Origin of the sequence: Archangium sp. (assembly GCF_036277355.1) — a bacterium.
Taxonomy (GTDB): domain Bacteria; phylum Myxococcota; class Myxococcia; order Myxococcales; family Myxococcaceae; genus Archangium.
Window position 1 is genome coordinate 1 of sequence record NZ_DASUNC010000107.1, and the last position, 17,721, is coordinate 17,721.

Here is a 17,721-nt window from a genome sequence, read left to right on the forward strand (position 1 = left end):
CCGCCACCGGGGTGGAAACCTGCAGGTCCTTCTGCCCAACGGGCAACGCTGGCACCTGCGTCGTGGAATGTCCATCCACGACATCCCCGTCGAAGACGAGGTGGGTGACAGGCTCCAGAAGGCCGTTACCGAGGCGGCCCAGCTGTGGGGGTCACACCGGCTCTCCCCGAATGAACGTCAAGCCATCAACGATGCGCTCAAGAAGGGCGAATACTGGCTGGCGCACCTGTTGGAGCGCGAGGCCCGGGGCCGCTTCGTGCAAACCCAGGTGGAGAGACGATTCAAGCACCTCTACGAGTTCAACCTGAGCAACGGCATCGACGTGATTGACCATGCCACAGGCCGCCGGTATGAGATTCTCTCTGGAACGGCGTCGAACCTGGCGCGGCACGGCCGGCGCATGGCGGGCGAGTTCTTCCGGATGCTCACCTTCTGAAAGGACGGCGGATGCTTGCCAAAAAAGTCTTCTACGAGGACAAGCGCCTCGAGAATGAACGGCTGGAGCTGACGGACAAAGGCACCCTCTACTTCCTGGGCGGTAACCTGACGCTGAAGAACTGCACGCTCGTGCTGAAGGTGGCCGCCAGGAACCTGTACATCGACGGAGTGCGGTTCATCGACTGCACCTTCGAGGTGAAGCAGGAGTTGAAGAACTACCAGCAGTGGATAACGGCCTCCCTCAAGGGCTGTCGGTTCAAGGGGCGGCTGTCGGGGTGTGACTTCGGGCACTGGCCCGAGTACGGCAAGGAGCCGGAGTACCAACTGGGCTCCATCGAGGACTGCGACTTCTCCGAGGCGCGCCTGGACGGCTGCCGCTTCCACGGTGGTGACCCCCGGACCCTTCGGTTTCCCAAGTGGCCTTGTTTCACCTTCCTGGACCCCGTCGGCAAGAGCCGTGAGCTCTCCACCGTGCAGTGGCCTGGAAGCATCGGCCCCGTTGTGATCGAAGACCTCGCCAACTACCCGCCTTCCACAACCGCCCTGACGTGGTTTGCTCCGGACTTCGCGAAGAGGAGCGGGTGTACACCGGAGGAACTCAAGGCAGTCATCGAGCAGTTCGACTGCATCGTCTACTGACACGACCACGAGGCTCTCCGGGACGGCCTCGAACCTCGCGCGGCACGGCCGGCGCATGGCGGGCGAGTTCTTCCGGATGCTCACCTTCTGAAAGGACGGCGGATGCTTGCCAAAAAGGTCTTCTACGAGGACAAGCACCTGGAGAACGAACGGCTGGAACTGACGGACAAAGGCACCCTCTACTTCCTGGGCCGCAACCTGACGCTGAAGAACTGCACCCTCGTGCTGAAGGTGGCTGCTCGGAACCTGTTCATCCGCGAAGTCCAGTTCATCAACTGCATCTTCGAGGTGAAGCAGGAGCTGAAGAACCATCAGCAGTGGATACGAGCCTCACTCAAGGGCTGCCGGTTCAAGGGGCGGCTGTCGGGGTGTGACTTCGGGCACTGGCCCGAGTACGGCAAGGAGCCGGAGTACCAGTTGGGCTCCATCGAGGACTGCGACTTCTCCGAGGCCCGCCTGGACGGCTGCCGCTTCATGGGCTCCGACCCTGCCTCCATTCGCTTTCCCAAGTGGCCCTGCTTCACCATTCTGGAGCCCCTGCGCAGAGCGCCCGAGCTGCTCGGCGTCAAGTGGCCCGGGACATTCCGTCCCATCCTGGTTGAAGGCCGCTACACGGATCCGCCCTCCATGAGGGCCGTGACAATGTTTGCGCCTGTTGAGGCGAAGCGTTCCAACACCACCGAGGAAGAACTCAAGGCCGTCATCGAGCAGTTCGACTTCATCGTCTCCTGAGGCAGCGCGAGGAACACCCGGCGCGGCCTGTCGGCCCCCCCCCGGCGTCCACCAGACGTCAAGTCCCCCCGCTGCCCCCCCACGCGGGCGGCCATGGCGGGCGAGCCGTGCCTACACTGCGCACCATTGGGAGACGCATGGTGACGCCACCGCCCCGCGAGGTCCTCCTCTTCCTGCTGGAAGGGCACCGCTACGCCCTGCCCATGGAGGACGTGCGTGAGCTGGTGCGCGCCGTGCGCCTCACCCCGCTGCCCCGCGCCCCCGCCGTGGTGGAAGGGCTGCTCGACCTGCGCGGCGAGCTGCTCCCCGTGCTGGACATGCGCCGCCGCTTCCGCCTGCCCGCCCGCCCGCTCTCCTCCGCGGACCACCTCGTGGTGGCCCGGGCCGGCCCGCGCTCCGTCGCCCTGCGGGTGGACCGGGCCGAGGGCCTGCTCTCCGTGGAGACGGGCCAGCTCGATGCGTCGCCCAGGGAGCTGCCGGGCGTGGGCTACGTGGCCGGGGCCCTCAAGCTGCCGGACGGGCTCGTGCTCCTGCACGACCTGCGCACCTTTCTCTCCCAGGCGGAGGCGCTCGAGCTGGACGAGGCGCTCGCGAAGGAGGGAGTCCCCCGGTGAGCGGTGACAGGCCCCAGGACTGGCGGCACCCCGGCTACCTCGCCGTCATCGACCTCGTCGCCGCTCGCGCCGGCCTGCTGCCCCCCAGCTGCCCCGCCGCCGCCATGGAGGGCATCGACCGGGCCATGGCCCGCGCGGGCCAGTCCGACTTCCCCTCCTACCTCGCCCGGCTCGAGGTGGACTCCGCCCTGCTGGATGACTTGCTGGTGGAGCTCACCATCGGCGAGACGTACTTCTTCCGCAACCCGGAGCACTTCCAGTTCGTGCGCCACCAGGTGCTGCCCGACGTGCGCCGCCGCCGGGGCCCCACCCACGTGGTGCGCGCGTGGAGCGCCGGCTGCGCCTCGGGCGAGGAGCCCTACTCGCTGGCGGTGCTCCTCATGGAGGAGGGCTACGGGGAGCGGATGGAGGTGCGGGCCACGGACGTGTCGCGCGCGGCGCTCGCCCGGGCCCAGGTGGCCCGCTACGGCGAGTGGTCCCTGCGCGGCCCCGAGGCCAGCCACATGCGGCCCTTCCTCCACCTGGAGGGCAAGCGCTACACGCTCGACACGCGGGTGCGCGAGCGCGTCCACTTCGGCTACCTCAACCTCGCCGACGACACCTGGCCGTCCTCCGCCCACGGCATCTGGGGCATGGACGTCATCTTCTGCCGCAACGTCCTCATCTACTTCAACCGCGCCACCATCGAGGCCGTGGCCCGGCGGCTCCACGCCTCGCTCGCCGACGGCGGCTTCCTCATCGCCGGCCCCTCGGACCCCTCGCTCGCCGCCTACGCGCCCTTCGAGACGCTCCTCACCGACTGGGGCATCGTCTACCACCGGCCCGCCTCGGGCGAGGCATCGCGGACCGCCTACCAGACCCGCCCCTCCGCCCCTCCACCCGCGCCGCCTCCCGCGCCCCCCAGGGCCTTCACGCCGCCGCCCGGGCCCGCCGCCCCCGCGCCCCCACCTCCCACGCCGGAGCCCACCGCCCCCGCGGAGCTGGCGGGAGCACAGCGGGCCCTCGCGGCCGGGGACTGGCGCGAGGCGGTCCGTCTGGCCGGGGCCCACCCGGAGGACGCGGCGGCCGAGGCGGTGGCGGTCCGCGCCCTGGCCAACCTGGAGCCGCTGGCCGCCGTGCGCCGGTGTGCCGAGGCCGCCCTGCGCCACCCGCTCGCCGTGGAGCTGCGCTACCTGGAGGCCCTGTTGCTGCTGGGGCTCGGCCGGCTCCCGGAGTCCGAGCGCGCCGCGCGGCAGGCCCTCTACCTGGAGCCCTCGCTGGCCGTGGCCCACCTCATGCTGGGCCACATCCTCCAGCGCCAGGGCGACGGCGCGGGGGCCCGGCGCGCCTTCCGCACCGCCGAGTCCCTGTGCGCTTCGCTCCCGCCCGAGACGCGGGTACCCCTGGGTGATGGCGAGCGCGCGGGCCATCTGGCGGAGGTGGCCCGCGCCGAGCACACCCGGTTGGAGCAGGCCCGCGAGGAGGTCCGTGAATGACGGGAGGCGATGACGCGAAGAGGGGCGGGCTGGACTGGGCCGCGGCCTACGGGCGGTTGAAGCGGCTCGCCGCCGCCACCGAGGCCGCCTCCACGGCCGACCCCGCGCGCGAGGCGGTGCTGCTCGACGAGCGCGCCCGGGCGCTGGCCCGGCCCCTGGAGCGCAACCTCCAGACGGGCCCCCTGCTGGAGCTGGTGCACTTCCGCTCCGGCGAGCAGGAGTACGCGCTGGAGACGCGCTTCGTCCTGGAGGTGCTGCGCGCCCCGGAGCAGCTCGTCCCCCTGCCCGGCGCGCCGGAGCCGCTGCGCGGCCTCACCCTGCTGCATGGCGAGGTGCTCGCGGTGGTGGAGCTCTCCCCCCTCTTCGGCCGGGCCGCTCCCACCACCCACGGGCCCGTGCTCGTGGTGGGCCCGGGCCGCCCGGAGCTGGGCCTGCGCGCCGACTCCGTGGAGGAGGTGCTCCTGCTCGCCCGGGACTCGCTCCTGGCCCCCCCCGCCTCCCTGGGCGCGCGGGAGCGGACACTCGTGTCCGGCATCAGCCGTGACGGCATCATCGTTCTGGAGGCAGAGGCGCTGCTGGGGGATGGTCGCCTCTTCTTCGACTTCTCCGAGGAGAGGACCGCATGAGCATCGGGAAGAAGATCGCCCTCGGCTTCGGACTGTCCCTGCTGGTGCTGCTCACCATCGCGCTGGTGGCCTTCCAGGGCGCCCAGCAGCTGGTGCAGACCACCGAGGGGCTGATGGAGAGCCGGGACCAGGCCCGCAACATCCGCGAGGTCCGCATGATGCTGCTGGATGCCGAGACGGGCCAGCGCGGCTTCCTCCTCACCGGCGAGGAGCGCTACCTGGAGCCCTATCTCCGGGCCACCCAGCAGTTGGATGCGCAGCTCGACAACCTGCGCAAGAGCCTCGCCGACGACCCCGAGCAGCTGGCCCGGCTGGAGCGGCTCGAGCCCCTCATCCGCGACAAGCTCGCCGAGCTGGCGGAGACCGTCCGCGTGCGCCAGCAACAAGGCTTCGCTCCGTCCCTGGAGATCGTCCGGACGGACCGGGGCAAGCTGGCCATGGAGCAGATCCGCAAGGCGCTCGGCGAGATGGTGGGCGCCGAGGATGACATCTGGAACCGGCTCGAGCACGAGGCCCGGAGCAGCGCCCAGCGCAGCATGGTGGTGCTGGGACTGGGCACGCTGCTGGGGCTGCTCGTCGTCGCCCTGGGCAGCTACGTCATCACCCGCACCATCACCGGCCCGCTGGACAAGCTGGTGATGGGCGCCGAGCAGATCGGCCGCGGCAACTTCGCCCACCGCATCGGTGTGCACAACCAGGACGAGACGGGAGAGCTCGCGCGGGCCTTCAACGCCATGTCCGAGCGCCGCCAGCAGGCCGAGGCGCAGCTGGCCAGGCAGGCCGAGGAGCGCGAGCACACGCTGCGCACGGTGGCCGAGTTCGTCAATCAACTCGCGGGCACCACGGCGGAAATCCTCGCCAGCACCACGGAGCAGGTGGCCGGAGCCCAGGAGCAGGGCAGCGCGGTGGCGGAGACGGTGAGCACCGTGGAGGAGATCGTCCAGATGTCCGAGGAGGCCGCGGGCCGGGCGCGCGCGGTGAGCGAGTCGGCGCGCCACGCGGAGGAGGTGGGCAAGAACGGGCGGCGCGCGGTGGACGAGGCCATCACCTCCATGAGCACCGTGCGCGAGCAGGTGGAGTCCATCGCCTCGCGGATTCTGGCCCTGGCCGAGCAGGCGCAGGCCATCGGCGACATCATCACCACCGTCAACGACATCTCCGAGCAGACGCACATGCTGGCGCTCAACGCCTCCATCGAGGCCAGCCGCGCGGGGGAGCACGGCCGGGGCTTCGCCGTGGTGGCCGCCGAGGTGAAGGCCCTGGCGGACCAGTCCAAGAAGGCCACCGCGCAGGTGCGGCAGATTCTGGGGCAGATTCAAAAGGCCACCCAGGGCGCGGTGATGACGACGGAGGAGGGCACCAAGAGCGTGGCCTCGGCCACCCGGGTGGTGACGCAGGCGGGGGTCCACATCCAGACGCTCAGCGAGCTGCTCGCGCAGGCCTCGCTCACCGCGGCGCAGATTTCGGCCTCGGCCAGCCAGCAGGCCACCGGCACGGGGCAGATCCGCCAGGCGATGCGGGACGTGAGCCAGGCCACGCAGCAGACGCTCACCAGCATCCGCCAGACGGAGCGCGCGGTGCAGGACCTCAACGCCATGGGCCAGAAGCTCAAGGGCCTGCTGAGCGAGTACGGGCGCGCCGCATGACGATGGACCGGGACAGGCTCGCCCAGGCGCTGATGGCCACCTTCCTCGAGGAGCTCGAGGGACACGTGGCGGCGCTCAACCGGGACCTGCTCGCGCTGGAGAAGGCGGCGTCGCCCGCGCGCTTCGGCGAGCGGATGACGTCGCTGTTGCGCACGGTGCACAGCGTGAAGGGCGCCTCGCGGGCGGTGAGCGAGGCCCTCATCGAGACGGCCTGCCACCGGCTGGAAGAGGTGTTGCTGGTGGTGCAGCAGGAGGGGCGCACCACGCCGGAGCGGATGGAGGTGTGCTTCACCGCCGCGGACGCGCTGGACGACGCGGGGCGGCGGCTGGCGCTGAAGCAGGAGCTGAGGGGCTCGCCCCTGGAGGCCCTGCTGCCCCGGCTGGAAGCGGCGGCCCTCGCGCCCGGCGCCCTGCCCGCCCCCGGAGTCCCGGCGCCTCCCGTGGAAGCGCCCGCCCCCGGCCCCGAGGGCCTGCCGGTGCGCGTGTCCGCCCAGAAGCTGGACGCGCTGCTGGCCCGCAGTGGCGAGCTGCGCGTGGCGGGCCTGCGGATGGAGGGCCGGGTGGAGCTGGTGGAGGCGGTGCACGAGGAGTTGCACCAGCTGCGCCTGCGGCTGAGGGGCACGGACGAGGGGGTGGCGCGGCGGCTGGAGACGCGGCTGGCGCAGCTCGGCCGGGCGCTCGCGGCGGACCGGCGCACGCTGCTGCAGGCCACGGGCGGCCTGGACGAGGAGGTGCGGCGCGCGCGCACCCTGCCCTTCGCCGAGGCGTGCGCGGGGCTGGAGCGCAACGCGAGGGACCTGGCGCTCGCCTCGGGCAAGCAGGCGCGGCTGGAGGTGCGGGGCGGCGTGCTGGAGCTGGACCGCTCGCTCTTGCAGGGCCTGCGCGAGCCGCTGTTGCACCTGGTGCGCAACGCGGTGGCGCACGGGCTGGAGACACCGGCGGCGCGGCGTGAGGCGGGCAAGCCCGAGGAGGGCCGGGTGGAGCTGTCCGCGCGGCTGCGCGGAGGCCGGGTGCAGGTGGTGGTGGAGGATGACGGGCGGGGGCTGGACATGGCCTCCATCCGCGAGCGGGCGCGGGCGCGCGGGCTGCCGGTGCTGGGGGACGCCGGGGACGCGCGGCTCATCTTCATGCCGGGCCTGTCCACGGCGGAGGCGGTGACGTCCGTGTCCGGGCGCGGCGTGGGGCTGGACGTGGTGCGCGCGCAGGTGGAGGCGATGCGGGGCAGCGTGGACGTGGCCTTCACGCCGGGCCGGGGCACGCGCTTCACCCTGGACGTGCCCCTGACGCTGAGCACGCTGCGGGTGCTGCTGGTGACGGCGGGCGGGCACACCTTCGCGGTGGCGGGCGAGAGCGTGGAGCGCCTGCTGCGGCTGGAGCCCGGGGACGTGCGCGTGGTGGAGGGCCGGCAGCTGTGGGCCGCGCCCCGGGCGCTGGTGCCGCTGGCCACGTTGACGGCGGTGCTCGGCCTGGAGACGAGCGCTCCCCGGCCGCGCCCGGGTGCCCTGGTGCTGAGCGCGGGCGAGGTGCGCGCCGTGCTGGTGGTGGACGAGGTGGTGGCCGAGCAGGAGGTGCTCGTCCGGGGCCTGGGTCCGCGCATCCGCCGGGCGAGGCACGTCTCGGGCGTGGCGGTGCTGCCGGACGGGCGCATGGCCCCGCTGCTCAACGCCGCCTCCCTCGTCCGCGCCGCCGAGGGCCGCACCGCCCCCGCCGGCCTCTTCCCCGCCCCCGTGGAGAAGAAGGCCCGCAGGCGCGTGCTGCTCGCCGACGACTCGATGACGACCCGCGCGCTGGAGCAGAGCATCCTCGAGGCGGCCGGCTTCGAGGTGCTGGCGTGCGTGGACGGGCAGGAGGCCTGGGAGCGGCTACAGACGGAGGGGGCGGACGCCGTCGTCTCGGACGTGGAGATGCCACGCATGGACGGCTTCGCCCTCACCGAGGCGGTGCGGGGCTCCCCGCGCTTCGGCCGGCTGCCCATCGTCCTCGTCACCGCGCGCGCCCGGCCCGAGGACAAGGCGCGCGGCCTCCAGGTGGGTGCCAGCGCCTACCTGGTGAAGAGCGCTTTTGATCAAACCCACCTGCTGGAGACCCTGAGGCAGCTCCTATGAAGCCCGACAAGCTCCGCGTCCTCGTCGCCGAAGACTCCCCCACCGCCCGGCGCCTGCTGGTGGAAATCCTACGGGCCGATCCCGCCTTCGAGGTGGTGGGCGAGGCGAAGGATGGCGTGGAGGCGGTGGAGCTCACCCGCCGCCTGCGCCCGCACCTGGTCACCATGGACATCCAGATGCCGAACATGGATGGGCTGGAGGCCACGCGCCGCATCATGACGGAGGTGCCCACGCCGGTGGTGGTGGTGTCCACGCTGGTGGAGCGCGACATTCAAACGTCCATGGCCGCGCTGCGCTCCGGAGCGCTGGCGGTGCTGCAGAAGCTGGTGGGCCCGCAGGCGCCGGACTTCGAGACGGAGGCCCGCCGGCTGCGCGACACGGTGAAGGCCATGGCCGCGGTGAAGGTCATCCGCCACTGGCCCGTGCGCGAGGAGGGGCCCGTCCCGCGCGCCCCCGTGGTGCCGGCGCGCCGGAGCAGGGCCGGGCTGCTGGCCATCGCCGCGTCCACGGGAGGCCCCGCGGCCCTGCACCGCATCCTCTCGGAGCTGCCCGCCGGCTTCCCCCTCCCCATCCTCGTGGTGCAGCACATCGCCCTGGGCTTCGCCAAGGGCCTGGCCACCTGGCTGGACAGTGTGTGCAAGGTGGAGGTGAAGGTGGCCGAGGACGGCGAGGCCCTGCGCCCGGGAGTCGTCTACATCGCCCCGGATGACCGGCACCTCGGGGTGCGGGCGGACAGGCGGGTGGAGGTGTCCAACGCCGCCCCGGTGGGAGGCTTCCGGCCCTCGGGCACGTGGCTGTTCCGCTCGGCGACCCAGGTCTTCGGGGCCGCCCTGACGGCCACCGTCCTCACGGGGATGGGGCAGGACGGCCTGGAGGGTTTGCGGGAGGTACACGCTGCGGGCGGTTGGGTGATGGCCCAGGACGAGGCCACCAGTGTCGTCTATGGAATGCCGGGGGTGGCGGTGGCGGCGGGCCTCGCCCACGAGGTGCTGCCGCTGAGTGACTTCTCCCGGCGCTTCCGGGAGCTCGCCGGCGGGGAGAACGGGGGAGCGTAACGTCACCTTCCGGACGCCGCTCGGCCGCTCCCACTCCACACGGCGGGGAGGAAGGGCCAGTGGTATGAAATGAAGAGGAGCCCCCCGCCACCGGTTGTGGCGCTGCGATGAGTCTTTCCCCCGCCGGATTCGAGATGGCCTTCAAGGCCCTGCCGGAGCCCGCCTACCTGCTGGACGAGGCGGGACGGGTGCTCGCGTGCAGCACGGTGGGGGCGAGCGTCCTGGGCATGCCGCCGGAGCTGTTGCTCGGCCAGCCCTGGGCGGGGCTGGCGCCTGGCGCCGAGGACGGGGCCCTGCTGGAGTCCGGACGGGGGGTGGCCCTGGCCACGGGAGCACCGCACTCGGTGGACGGCACGTGGTTGAGCCCGCGAGGCCCCCGGCCCCACACCTTCTGCTTCACACCGATGCGCGAGGGGGAGGGCCCGGTGCGGGTGCTGGTGACGGTGCGTCCACTCACCGAGGCCGAGGCCGTGCATTCGCGCGCGCTGGCGTTGGAGCAGGCGGCACGGGCGGAGGTGGAGGCGGCCGAGCGCCGGCAGTCCTTCCTGTACCAGGCGATGACGACGCTGTTCGCGCACCCGCCGGATCCCCAGGGCATGTACACGCTGCTGGCGCACCTGGCGGTGCCGGACCTGGCGGACTGGTGCCTGGTGGACGCGGTGGAGCAGGGCGCGTGGGTGTCGCGCGTGGCGGTGGCGCACCTGGACCCGACGCAATTCGAGCAGGCGCGCGCGTTGACGAGGCGCTTCGAGCGGCGCGAGGCCCCGGTGGGCGTGCTGCGGGTGCTGCACACGGGTGAGCCGGAGCTGGTGCCGGCGGTGACGGACTCGCTGCTGCGCGCGGCGGCCTCGGAGCCGGAGCACCCGGCGCTGCTGAGCCGGCTGCAGGCGCGCTCGTACATGATCATCCCGCTGAAGGCGCGGGGGCACACGCTGGGGGCGGTGACATTCGTGTCATCGGCCTCGGGGCGGCGCTACGGCCCGAGCGACCTGGCGTTGGCGGAGGACCTGTGCGTGCGGGCGAGCCTGGCCATCGACAACGCGCGGCTCTTCGGCGAGTCGAGGCGGGCGACGCGGGCGCGCGAGGACCTGCTGGCGGTGGTGAGCCACGATTTGAAGAACCCGCTGGGGGTGGTGCAGCTGGCGTCGGCGCTGCTGCTGCGGGGAGCGCAGGGCAAGGCGGGGAGCGAGCCGGTGCTGAAGCAGGCGGGCCGCATCCAGGCGGCGGCGGACCGGATGGGGCGGCTGATCTCGGACCTGCTGGACTGGGGAAGAATCGAGGCGGGCGGACTGCCACTGGAGCCATCGGAGCAGCCGGTGTCGTCGCTGGTGACGGAGGCGCTGGAGAGCGTGAGGCCGCTGGCGGAGGCGAGGGGGCTGAGGGTGGTGGCGGAGCTGCCGGACGAGGACATGCAGGTGAAGTGCGACCGGACGCGGGTGTTGCAGGTGATGGGCAACCTGCTGGGAAACGCGTTGAAGTTCACGCCGGACGGAGGGGTGCTGACGGCGGGGGCGAGGGTGCACCGGGGCGAGGTGCAGTTGTGGGTGAGGGACACGGGCACGGGCATCCGGGCCGAGGCGTTGCCGCACGTCTTCGAGCGTTACTGGCAGGCGAAGGACGCGGAGAGCCGGGGGACGGGGCTGGGGCTGTACATCGCGAAGGGAATCGTCGAGGCGCACGGCGGCCGCATCTGGGCGGAGAGCCAGTGGGGAAAGGGAAGCACCTTCACCTTCACGCTGCCCACGGCGAGCACGAGCCCCCAGAAGACGACGCCCCACACGTCCCTCTAGTCCACCCCACTCCCCCACTCTCCCCTCTCCCCCCGGGAGAGGGACGGGGTGAGGGTACCTGGGTCGCGGGTTCCCCCCTGTGCTCAAACCCCCACGGGTTCGTGGTGCGTCACCGTACGCACGAGCACGAACGAGCCCGTGGGCCCGAGCGCAATGACATACGTCTCACGCTCCACCTCGACGAGGGAGCCCTGGGCGGCCTCGGGTTGGTGCTCGAGCCAGCCGAGGGCCTCGTCCATGGAGGGGAAGGTCCGCACGGGGCCCGAGGAGACGCCGGCCTCGCGGGACTCGAGCCAGCCGTAGAAGTCCTCGAGCTCGTCGCGGGAGTGGAGGAAGAGCAGGGCGCGGGCGGCGAGCGCGATGACGGCATACTCCTCCGACTCGGAGGGATGCGGACGGGCCGCGGAGGCGAGCGCCCGCAGCGTCCGCTCCAGACCAGGCCGCGAAGAGGACTCGTTCATGATGGACCCCCTGCCACACGGGAGGTGGCGATCGGTATCAATGTGTCGGGGGGCGGCATGGAGGCAACCCCTCGGCGCGCGTTTGTCGAAAGAAGGACCGGGCCCGGCGGGGTCTGGGCGGGGCGCTCCCCTGGCGAGTCCCACGCCGTGCTGCAAACCCGACACTCGCTCCGGTGCGAGCAGATGTCCTTGTCCCGGGAAGCGGCGCCGCGCAGGCTTGAAGGAGCCCCCGTGCCGTACCGCGCTCACGAGTCCCCTCCCGTTCACTCGGAGGAAGAGCCATGGCCTCGGGAACAGAAACCCTCACCGCGCCCCAACGCGCGCCCACCGCGCCGCCCCCGCGTCCCCCGGGCCGGAAGATGGTGCGCTGGTTCGATCCGTTCGTGCTGCTCAAGGCGGGCATGCGCTCCGCCATCTCCACCACCATCGGGGAGCAGGCGGATCGCCGGCTGCTCGATGCACTGGCGGCCCCGAAGGTGGAGCCGAGTGACTTCTCGGTGGACGAGGCGGGGAGGCCGCGCGAGGAGCTGTGGTTGGACTACGTGGCGGACCTGGGGGACGGCTGGGACTCCACGTACGCGGTGGCACAGACGGTGTCGAGGCCCACGCTGACGCTGAAGGACGAGACGGGCACGGCCCACGAGACGCGCCGGGGCGAGGTGCTCGTGTTCGGCGGGGACGAGGTGTACCCGGAGGCGAGCGTGAAGGAGTACGAGGAGCGGACCGTGCACCCGTGGGAGGCGGCGATGAGGGGGCAGGGGCCGGCGCCACACCTGTTCGCGATTCCGGGCAACCACGACTGGTATGACGGGTTGGTGTCCTTCATGCGGCTGTTCTGTCAGGGCCGGCGGCCGGCGGGGTGGAGGACGCACCAGCGGCGCAGCTACTTCGCGGTGAAACTACCGCACGGCTGGTGGCTGCTCGGCACGGACATGCAGCTCGAGTCGGACATCGACGAGCCGCAGGTGCGGTACTTCCAGGAGCTGGCGAAGCAGTTGAAGGAGAAGGATCGCATCATCCTGTGCCTGGCGGAGCCGGCGTGGCTGCTGGGCCAGGTGCGCCCGCCGGGGGAGCGCACGTACCTGGACAACAACCTGGACTTCCTCGAGCAGCAGGTGCTGGGCAAGAAGGTGAGCGTCTTCCTGACGGGAGACATCCACCACTACCGGCGGCACGCCAACGCGGAGGGACGGCAGAAGATCATCGCGGGGGGAGGAGGGGCCTTCCTGCACCCGACGCACGTGCCGCGCGAGGAGGGCTCGCTGCCGGACGGCTTCACCGCGCGCAAGACGTTCCCCTCGCCCGAGGAGTCCCGGCGGCTGTGCTGGCGCAACCTGGGATTCCTCGGGCACAACCCGGGCTTCGGCGTGTTCACCGGGCTGCTGTACCTGCTGCTGACGTGGATGCAGGTGGCGGACCTGCGCGAGGGCGGCACGGTGACATGGAGGCTGTCACGGGTGCTGGGAGCGGGGCTCGTCAACCCGGGAGTGCTGCTGCTGGCGGTGGTGCTGATGCTGGGGCTGGTGTGGCTGGCGGATGCGCGCTTCGGCCGGGCGCGCTGGGTGGCGGGGCTGCTGCACGGAGCCGCGCACCTGGCGGCGTCGCTCTTCGTCTTCTGGGGGGCCTTCGCGCTCTCGGGCGCCGTGCTGCCGCTGGGGAGCGCGCCACAGGAGCTGCTCGGGGCGATGCTCGTCTTCACCGGAGGCTTCGTGCTCGGACCGACGCTCATGGGCGTCTACCTGCTCATCTCGCTCAACGGCTTCGGGGCGCATCCCAACGAGGCGTTCTCCTCGCTGGCCATTCCGGATTGGAAGAACTTCCTGAGGCTGCACATCGACCGGGAGGGGCGCCTGTGGCTCTACCCGATTGGATTGAGGCGGGTGCCTCGCGCCTGGAAGCGGGGGCAGACGGCGCGGGAGCCGGAGTGGGTGGCCGATGACAAGGACGCCACGCCCCCGGAGCTCATCGAGCCTCCCATCGTCGTCGGCGTGGCGCCGTAGTCAACCCTCGTTCCGGGGGAGCAGACCCGCCCGGGCGGCCTTCTCCTTCGTGTCCTCGACGACATTGAAGATGCTGGGGGACTCCGGGAAGACCCGCACCGCCAGCTCGCTGAGTTTCAGGGCCTTCTCCAGCGAGTCCTTCGTCCGCTCCATGGCCCAGAAGTCGATGAGCCCGGCCCATGAACCCTCCAGGGCACGCAGGGCGCTCGCCACACTCTCCTCGAAGAGCGCCTCCGCCACCCCGGGCGAGTCGCGGAAGACATCGATGAAGTGGGCGAGCTCCAGCAGCGCCGGTGCACTCCGGTCAGAGGCCTGGACGGCCTGCTCCAGCAGCCCCTGGATTTCCTCGAGCGCCTGCTCCATTTCGACCTCGGGCTCATCGGTCAACTGCAACAGCCGCGCGAGCTCCAACAGGTTGGGCGTGAAGGCGGGGCAATCCCGGGCCAGTTCCCGGAGTCGCTGGAGCTGCTCCGGGCTCGCCTCATTGGCCGAGCCGGCCTCCCGGGCCGCCCGCATCCGGGCCATCATCTCGTCGAGACTGGGGTGTGCCATGCGAACCTCAGATCTTCCTCATGAGGCGCGTCTCCTGCTTGATGAGCTTGGCGGCCTCCTGCAATTGAGCCTTCGTCGCGAGGCTGAAGTCTCTGTCCTCCATCATCTTCTCGATCTGATACAGGGTGTAGTCCTTGAGTTGTGAGGGAAAGTCCTTCACCCGCTGCAGACGCGCGGGAATCTCTCCCAGCTTCGTGTTCAGCTGGGCGATACGCGTCAGCAACTGGGTGGCGTGCTGCCTGGAAATCAGACCCGCGGCAGTGGACTCGGCGATGAGCGCCTCGGCCTCGACGAGCTGTCCCTGCGCGATCAGCGCATGGATGCGGGCGGCGGCGGTGTTGCACTCCGCATGAACGACGTCGTCTGGCGCCCCCCGCTCCACCCCAGACACATGACCGCAGGCGCCCACCCCAAGGGCGAGCCCGGCCAGGAACACCCACCCGATCCTCATGAGAACCCTCCAGAAGCGGAACGGGCATCAGAGTAGACCCCTCCCCTCCGCTCCCGGAGAGGGCCGGGCCGCACCCTGAGAGAAACCGCACACACCGGGTTCCGGCGGCCCCGGCGCCCCGGCTATCGTGCGGCGGGTGATGCGTTGCCTTCCCCTCCGTCTCCCACAAGGACCCACCCGGGCAGGAAAGGCCTGGCGGCGACTTTCAGGGACGCCTGAGCGACGCCGCCGGCTGGGCTGGGGACTGGGGCCGGGAGCCACTCCCCGATGGCGGGAGCGCGAAATTCCCAGTAAGAACCAGGACACAGGAGCGACACCATGGGCGTGATCCAGTTCATCGATGAGTTCCGCGCGCTCCACACGCGGGCGCGGCAGGGGAAGCTGGGGGAGTCCGAGCGCCAGGACTACCTGGCCAAGCGCGAGCAGTTCGCGCGGGCCCTCCTCAACGCCCAGGGATTGATGCTCGACGGGGCCGAGGCCCGGCGCCACTACCGCGTGGCGCACCAGCTGCCCGTGGAGCTGCAGATGGCCTACGGCAACGTGTGGACGAACACGCTGGACATCTCGGCCGGTGGCTTCTCGGTGACGCTGCCGCACGCGGTGGACGTGAAGGAGCGGCCCAGCGCGCTGCTGTACCTGCCGGATGGCTCGACACTGGCGGGCCGGGTGCGCGTGGTGTCCCAGTTCCAGCGCGCCGACAAGCACCGCGCCTCCTTCGCCTTCATGGACCTGACCGAGCGCGAGAGCGAGCTGCTCGAGGGCTTCCTCATCGACTTCGCGCTGGAGCGGGTGGGCATCACCCCTCCGTAGCAAGGACGCCCCCCGAGGCCGCGGAGAGCCGTGATGAGCGCCAATCTGTGGGTGGAGCAGTTCCGTGCGCTCCATGCGCGGGCGCGCAAGGGGCAGATGTCCGAGGAGGAGAAGCGGCGCTACGGCATGGCGAGGGAGCAGTTCGCGAGGGCACTGACGGCGGCCCAGGGCATGCGCCTGCCACCCGGACAGTCCGCGCGCCGCACCTTCCGCATCGCCCAGGGGCTGCAGGTGGACCTGGCCTTCGCCGCGGGCCCCATCCGGGCCATGACGCTGGATGTGTCGGTGGGAGGCTTCTCGGTGATGCTGCACAAGCCGCCCGTCGAGTCGGAGGAGCCGGACTTCACGCTGCGGCTGCCGGGCAACCAGGAGCCGGTGAAGGGCAAGGCGAAGGTGGTGTCGGCTCAGCGCAAGATTGGCACCCACCGCGTCTCGTTCTCCATGCACGGCGTGTCCGAGAAGGACACGGAGCGGCTGGAGACGTCGCTGTTCGACCTGGCGCTGGAGCGCATCAAGTAGGGCCGGCGCCCGCGAGCGGCGAGGCCCTGGCGCCATAGACGTTGGGAGCCACGCAGCGGGCGGACTCGGCGGTACCGGTGAGGCTCTCGGCGTGCCCGAGGAAGAGGTAGCCGGTGGGAGGCAGCCGCCGCAGCAGGGCGCTCAGCGCCTGGGCCCGGGCCTCGGCGCCGAAGTAGATGAGGACGTTGCGGCAGAAGACGAGCTCGAAGGGCCCCTGGGGCCAGCCGCGCTCGCCGCTCAGGTTGACGCGAGCGAAGCGCAGCACCTCGCGCAGCTCCGGCCCCGCCTGCATCCACCCTTCCTGGCTGCGCACGCCCTCGAGCATGAAGGCGCGCAGCAGGGGCCGGGGGATGCTCGCCGCCTTCTCCAGCGGCCAGAGCCCCTGCCGGGCCCGCTCCAGCGCCCAGGTGGACAGGTCCGTCGCCAGCACCTCCACCTCCCACCCCGAGCCCGGCGGGAAGTGCGAGAGCAGCTCCATGGCCAGCGAGTAGGGCTCCTCGCCCGTCGAGCACCCCGCGCTCCACACCCGCACGCGCCGCGCCATCAACCCCTGCGCCGCCCGCCGCGTCCACTCGGGGAAGACGCGCTGGCGGAGGAAGGCGAAGTGCTCGGGCTCGCGGAAGAAGTGCGTCTCGTTGGTGCAGAGGCAGTCGAGCATCCGCACCCGCTCGGCCTCGTTGCCGCGAGCGGTGACGAAGCGGTAGTAGGCGCCGAAGGACGAGAGCCCCAGCGCGCGCACCCGCCGGGACAGCCGCCCCACCAGCAGCGCCTGCTTCGAGGGGCCCAGGTGGATGCCCGCCTCGCGCTCCACCAGCGTCTGGAAGAGGGAGAACTCCCGCTCCGACAACGGGAGCGGGCCCACCGGGGGCACCGCCGTCTCCGCTGACGCCACCGCCCTCATGCGCCCCCACTGGCGGGAGCGGCGGCCAGGCCCAGCAACTCATCGGTGCTCAGCACCCGGTCCAGGTCCAGCAGGAGGATGAAGCGCTGCTCCTGCCGGCCCATGCCGCGCAGGTACTCCACGGGCGTGCGCGTGCCGAAGGCGGGCGGCGGTTCGATCTCGTCCGGCCCCAGGTCGAGCACCTCGCTGACCGTGTCGGCCAGCAGCCCCAGCGTGGTGCGCTCGCCGTCCAGCAGCGCCTCGACGATGACGAAGCACGTCCACCGGGTGACGGGGCGCGGGCCGAGCCCCATCTTCATCGCGAGGTCCACCACGGGCACCACCCGGCCCCGCAGGTTGATGACGCCCAGCACCGCCGGGGGCATGCCCGGGACGCGGGTGATGGGCACGTGCTCGATGATTTCGCGGATGCGCAGCAGCTCGATGGCGTACGTCTCGCCCGCCAGCGAGAAGCCCAGGTACTGCGCCGGACGGGCGGCGTCGGTGGCGGTGTTCGTGCTCGTATTCGTGTTCGTGCTCATGGAGGGGCTCTCCGTCCTAGACGCGCTTGAAGCCATGGGCCGTGCCGGTGGGGGCCATCGGTGCGGGCAGTGCCTGCGCCACCGCCTTCAGGCCCTGGGCGGGTGAGGCCACCGGCGGCAGGCGCACCGGCTGCACCGCTCCGTGCATCCCCCTCACCTCCTCGGCCACCCGGAAGAATGTCATCATCTGCTGCAGCGACTCGGCCTGTGCCGCCAGCTCCTCCGCCGTCGACGACAGCTCCTCGGCCGCCGATGCGTTGCGCTGCGTCACCTGGTCCACCTGCACCATCGCTCGGTTCATCTGCACCACCCCGTGCGCCTGCTCCCTCGACACCGCCGCCACCTGCTGCACCAGCTCCGCCGTCTTTCGTATGGACGGCACCAGC

General features: G+C 71.5%; 17 protein-coding genes and 2 pseudogenes. 13 read left to right on the forward strand and 6 right to left on the reverse strand.

What is annotated here, in order from left to right:
• The 10 genes and pseudogenes from VFZ09_RS28110 to VFZ09_RS28155 form a co-directional block, all read left to right on the forward strand.
• Window positions 1–436 (forward strand): annotated as a pseudogene (locus VFZ09_RS28110) (hypothetical protein); the annotation flags it as partial.
• A gap of 11 nt (window positions 437–447) precedes the next feature.
• A complete protein-coding gene (locus tag VFZ09_RS28115; protein WP_329730768.1) occupies window positions 448–1,077 on the forward strand; it encodes a hypothetical protein in 630 nt (209 codons plus the stop codon).
• A gap of 102 nt (window positions 1,078–1,179) precedes the next feature.
• On the forward strand, window positions 1,180–1,809 hold the full coding sequence (locus VFZ09_RS28120) for a hypothetical protein (RefSeq protein WP_329730769.1): 630 nt from the start codon (window positions 1,180–1,182) through the stop codon (window positions 1,807–1,809).
• A gap of 137 nt (window positions 1,810–1,946) precedes the next feature.
• Window positions 1,947–2,423, forward strand: coding sequence for a chemotaxis protein CheW (locus tag VFZ09_RS28125; RefSeq protein WP_329730770.1), 477 nt, complete (start codon window positions 1,947–1,949; stop codon window positions 2,421–2,423).
• Window positions 2,420–3,898, forward strand: coding sequence for a protein-glutamate O-methyltransferase CheR (locus tag VFZ09_RS28130; RefSeq protein WP_329730771.1), 1,479 nt, complete (start codon window positions 2,420–2,422; stop codon window positions 3,896–3,898). The genes VFZ09_RS28125 and VFZ09_RS28130 overlap by 4 nt, the downstream gene beginning before the upstream one ends.
• Window positions 3,895–4,524 (forward strand): chemotaxis protein CheW, encoded by a 630-nt coding sequence (locus VFZ09_RS28135; protein ID WP_329730772.1) that lies wholly within the window; start codon window positions 3,895–3,897, stop codon window positions 4,522–4,524. Before VFZ09_RS28130 ends, VFZ09_RS28135 begins: the two co-directional genes overlap by 4 nt.
• A complete protein-coding gene (locus VFZ09_RS28140) occupies window positions 4,521–6,170 on the forward strand; it encodes a methyl-accepting chemotaxis protein (RefSeq protein ID WP_329730773.1) in 1,650 nt (549 codons plus the stop codon). The genes VFZ09_RS28135 and VFZ09_RS28140 overlap by 4 nt, the downstream gene beginning before the upstream one ends.
• Window positions 6,171–6,172: 2 nt before the next feature.
• Window positions 6,173–8,275: a hybrid sensor histidine kinase/response regulator gene (locus VFZ09_RS28145; RefSeq protein WP_329730783.1), complete on the forward strand. Its 2,103-nt coding sequence runs from the start codon at window positions 6,173–6,175 to the stop codon at window positions 8,273–8,275.
• Window positions 8,272–9,330, forward strand: a complete 1,059-nt coding sequence (cheB, locus tag VFZ09_RS28150; protein ID WP_329730774.1) for a chemotaxis-specific protein-glutamate methyltransferase CheB — start codon at window positions 8,272–8,274, stop codon at window positions 9,328–9,330. The genes VFZ09_RS28145 and cheB overlap by 4 nt, the downstream gene beginning before the upstream one ends.
• A gap of 107 nt (window positions 9,331–9,437) precedes the next feature.
• On the forward strand, window positions 9,438–11,120 hold the full coding sequence (locus VFZ09_RS28155; RefSeq protein ID WP_329730775.1) for an ATP-binding protein: 1,683 nt from the start codon (window positions 9,438–9,440) through the stop codon (window positions 11,118–11,120).
• A gap of 83 nt (window positions 11,121–11,203) precedes the next feature.
• Here the strand turns inward: VFZ09_RS28155 and VFZ09_RS28160 are convergent, their stop codons facing one another.
• Window positions 11,204–11,581, reverse strand: coding sequence for a hypothetical protein (locus VFZ09_RS28160; RefSeq protein WP_329730776.1), 378 nt, complete (start codon window positions 11,579–11,581; stop codon window positions 11,204–11,206).
• A gap of 281 nt (window positions 11,582–11,862) precedes the next feature.
• Here VFZ09_RS28160 and VFZ09_RS28165 point away from each other — a divergent pair, with 281 nt between their 5' ends.
• Entirely contained in the window at window positions 11,863–13,581 is a 1,719-nt protein-coding gene (locus tag VFZ09_RS28165; protein WP_329730777.1) for a hypothetical protein, read from the forward strand.
• Here the strand turns inward: VFZ09_RS28165 and VFZ09_RS28170 are convergent, their stop codons facing one another.
• Window positions 13,582–14,133: a hypothetical protein gene (locus VFZ09_RS28170; protein WP_329730778.1), complete on the reverse strand. Its 552-nt coding sequence runs from the start codon at window positions 14,131–14,133 to the stop codon at window positions 13,582–13,584.
• 7 nt (window positions 14,134–14,140) lie between these two features.
• The gene (locus VFZ09_RS28175; RefSeq protein ID WP_329730779.1) at window positions 14,141–14,584 is read right to left on the reverse strand and encodes a hypothetical protein; all 444 of its coding nucleotides are present in this window, start codon (window positions 14,582–14,584) and stop codon (window positions 14,141–14,143) included.
• A gap of 318 nt (window positions 14,585–14,902) precedes the next feature.
• On the opposite strand from VFZ09_RS28175, the gene VFZ09_RS28180 reads away from it, so the two are divergent.
• Window positions 14,903–15,394: a PilZ domain-containing protein gene (locus tag VFZ09_RS28180; protein WP_043405656.1), complete on the forward strand. Its 492-nt coding sequence runs from the start codon at window positions 14,903–14,905 to the stop codon at window positions 15,392–15,394.
• 33 nt (window positions 15,395–15,427) lie between these two features.
• On the forward strand, window positions 15,428–15,913 hold the full coding sequence (locus tag VFZ09_RS28185; RefSeq protein ID WP_329730780.1) for a PilZ domain-containing protein: 486 nt from the start codon (window positions 15,428–15,430) through the stop codon (window positions 15,911–15,913).
• On the opposite strand, the gene VFZ09_RS28190 is transcribed toward VFZ09_RS28185, so the two are convergent.
• The 3 genes and pseudogenes from VFZ09_RS28190 to VFZ09_RS28200 all read right to left on the reverse strand — a co-directional run.
• Window positions 15,906–16,805 carry a CheR family methyltransferase gene (locus tag VFZ09_RS28190; RefSeq protein ID WP_329730781.1) on the reverse strand — a complete coding sequence of 300 codons (900 nt, stop codon included), beginning with the start codon at window positions 16,803–16,805 and terminating at the stop codon, window positions 15,906–15,908. The two genes, VFZ09_RS28185 and VFZ09_RS28190, sit on opposite strands and share 8 nt — an antisense overlap.
• 5 nt (window positions 16,806–16,810) lie before the next feature.
• Complete coding sequence (locus VFZ09_RS28195; protein ID WP_329730782.1) at window positions 16,811–17,335, reverse strand: chemotaxis protein CheW; 525 nt, start codon at window positions 17,333–17,335, stop codon at window positions 16,811–16,813.
• A 16-nt stretch (window positions 17,336–17,351) separates the two neighbouring features.
• Window positions 17,352–17,721: pseudogene (locus VFZ09_RS28200) on the reverse strand (chemotaxis protein); the annotation flags it as partial.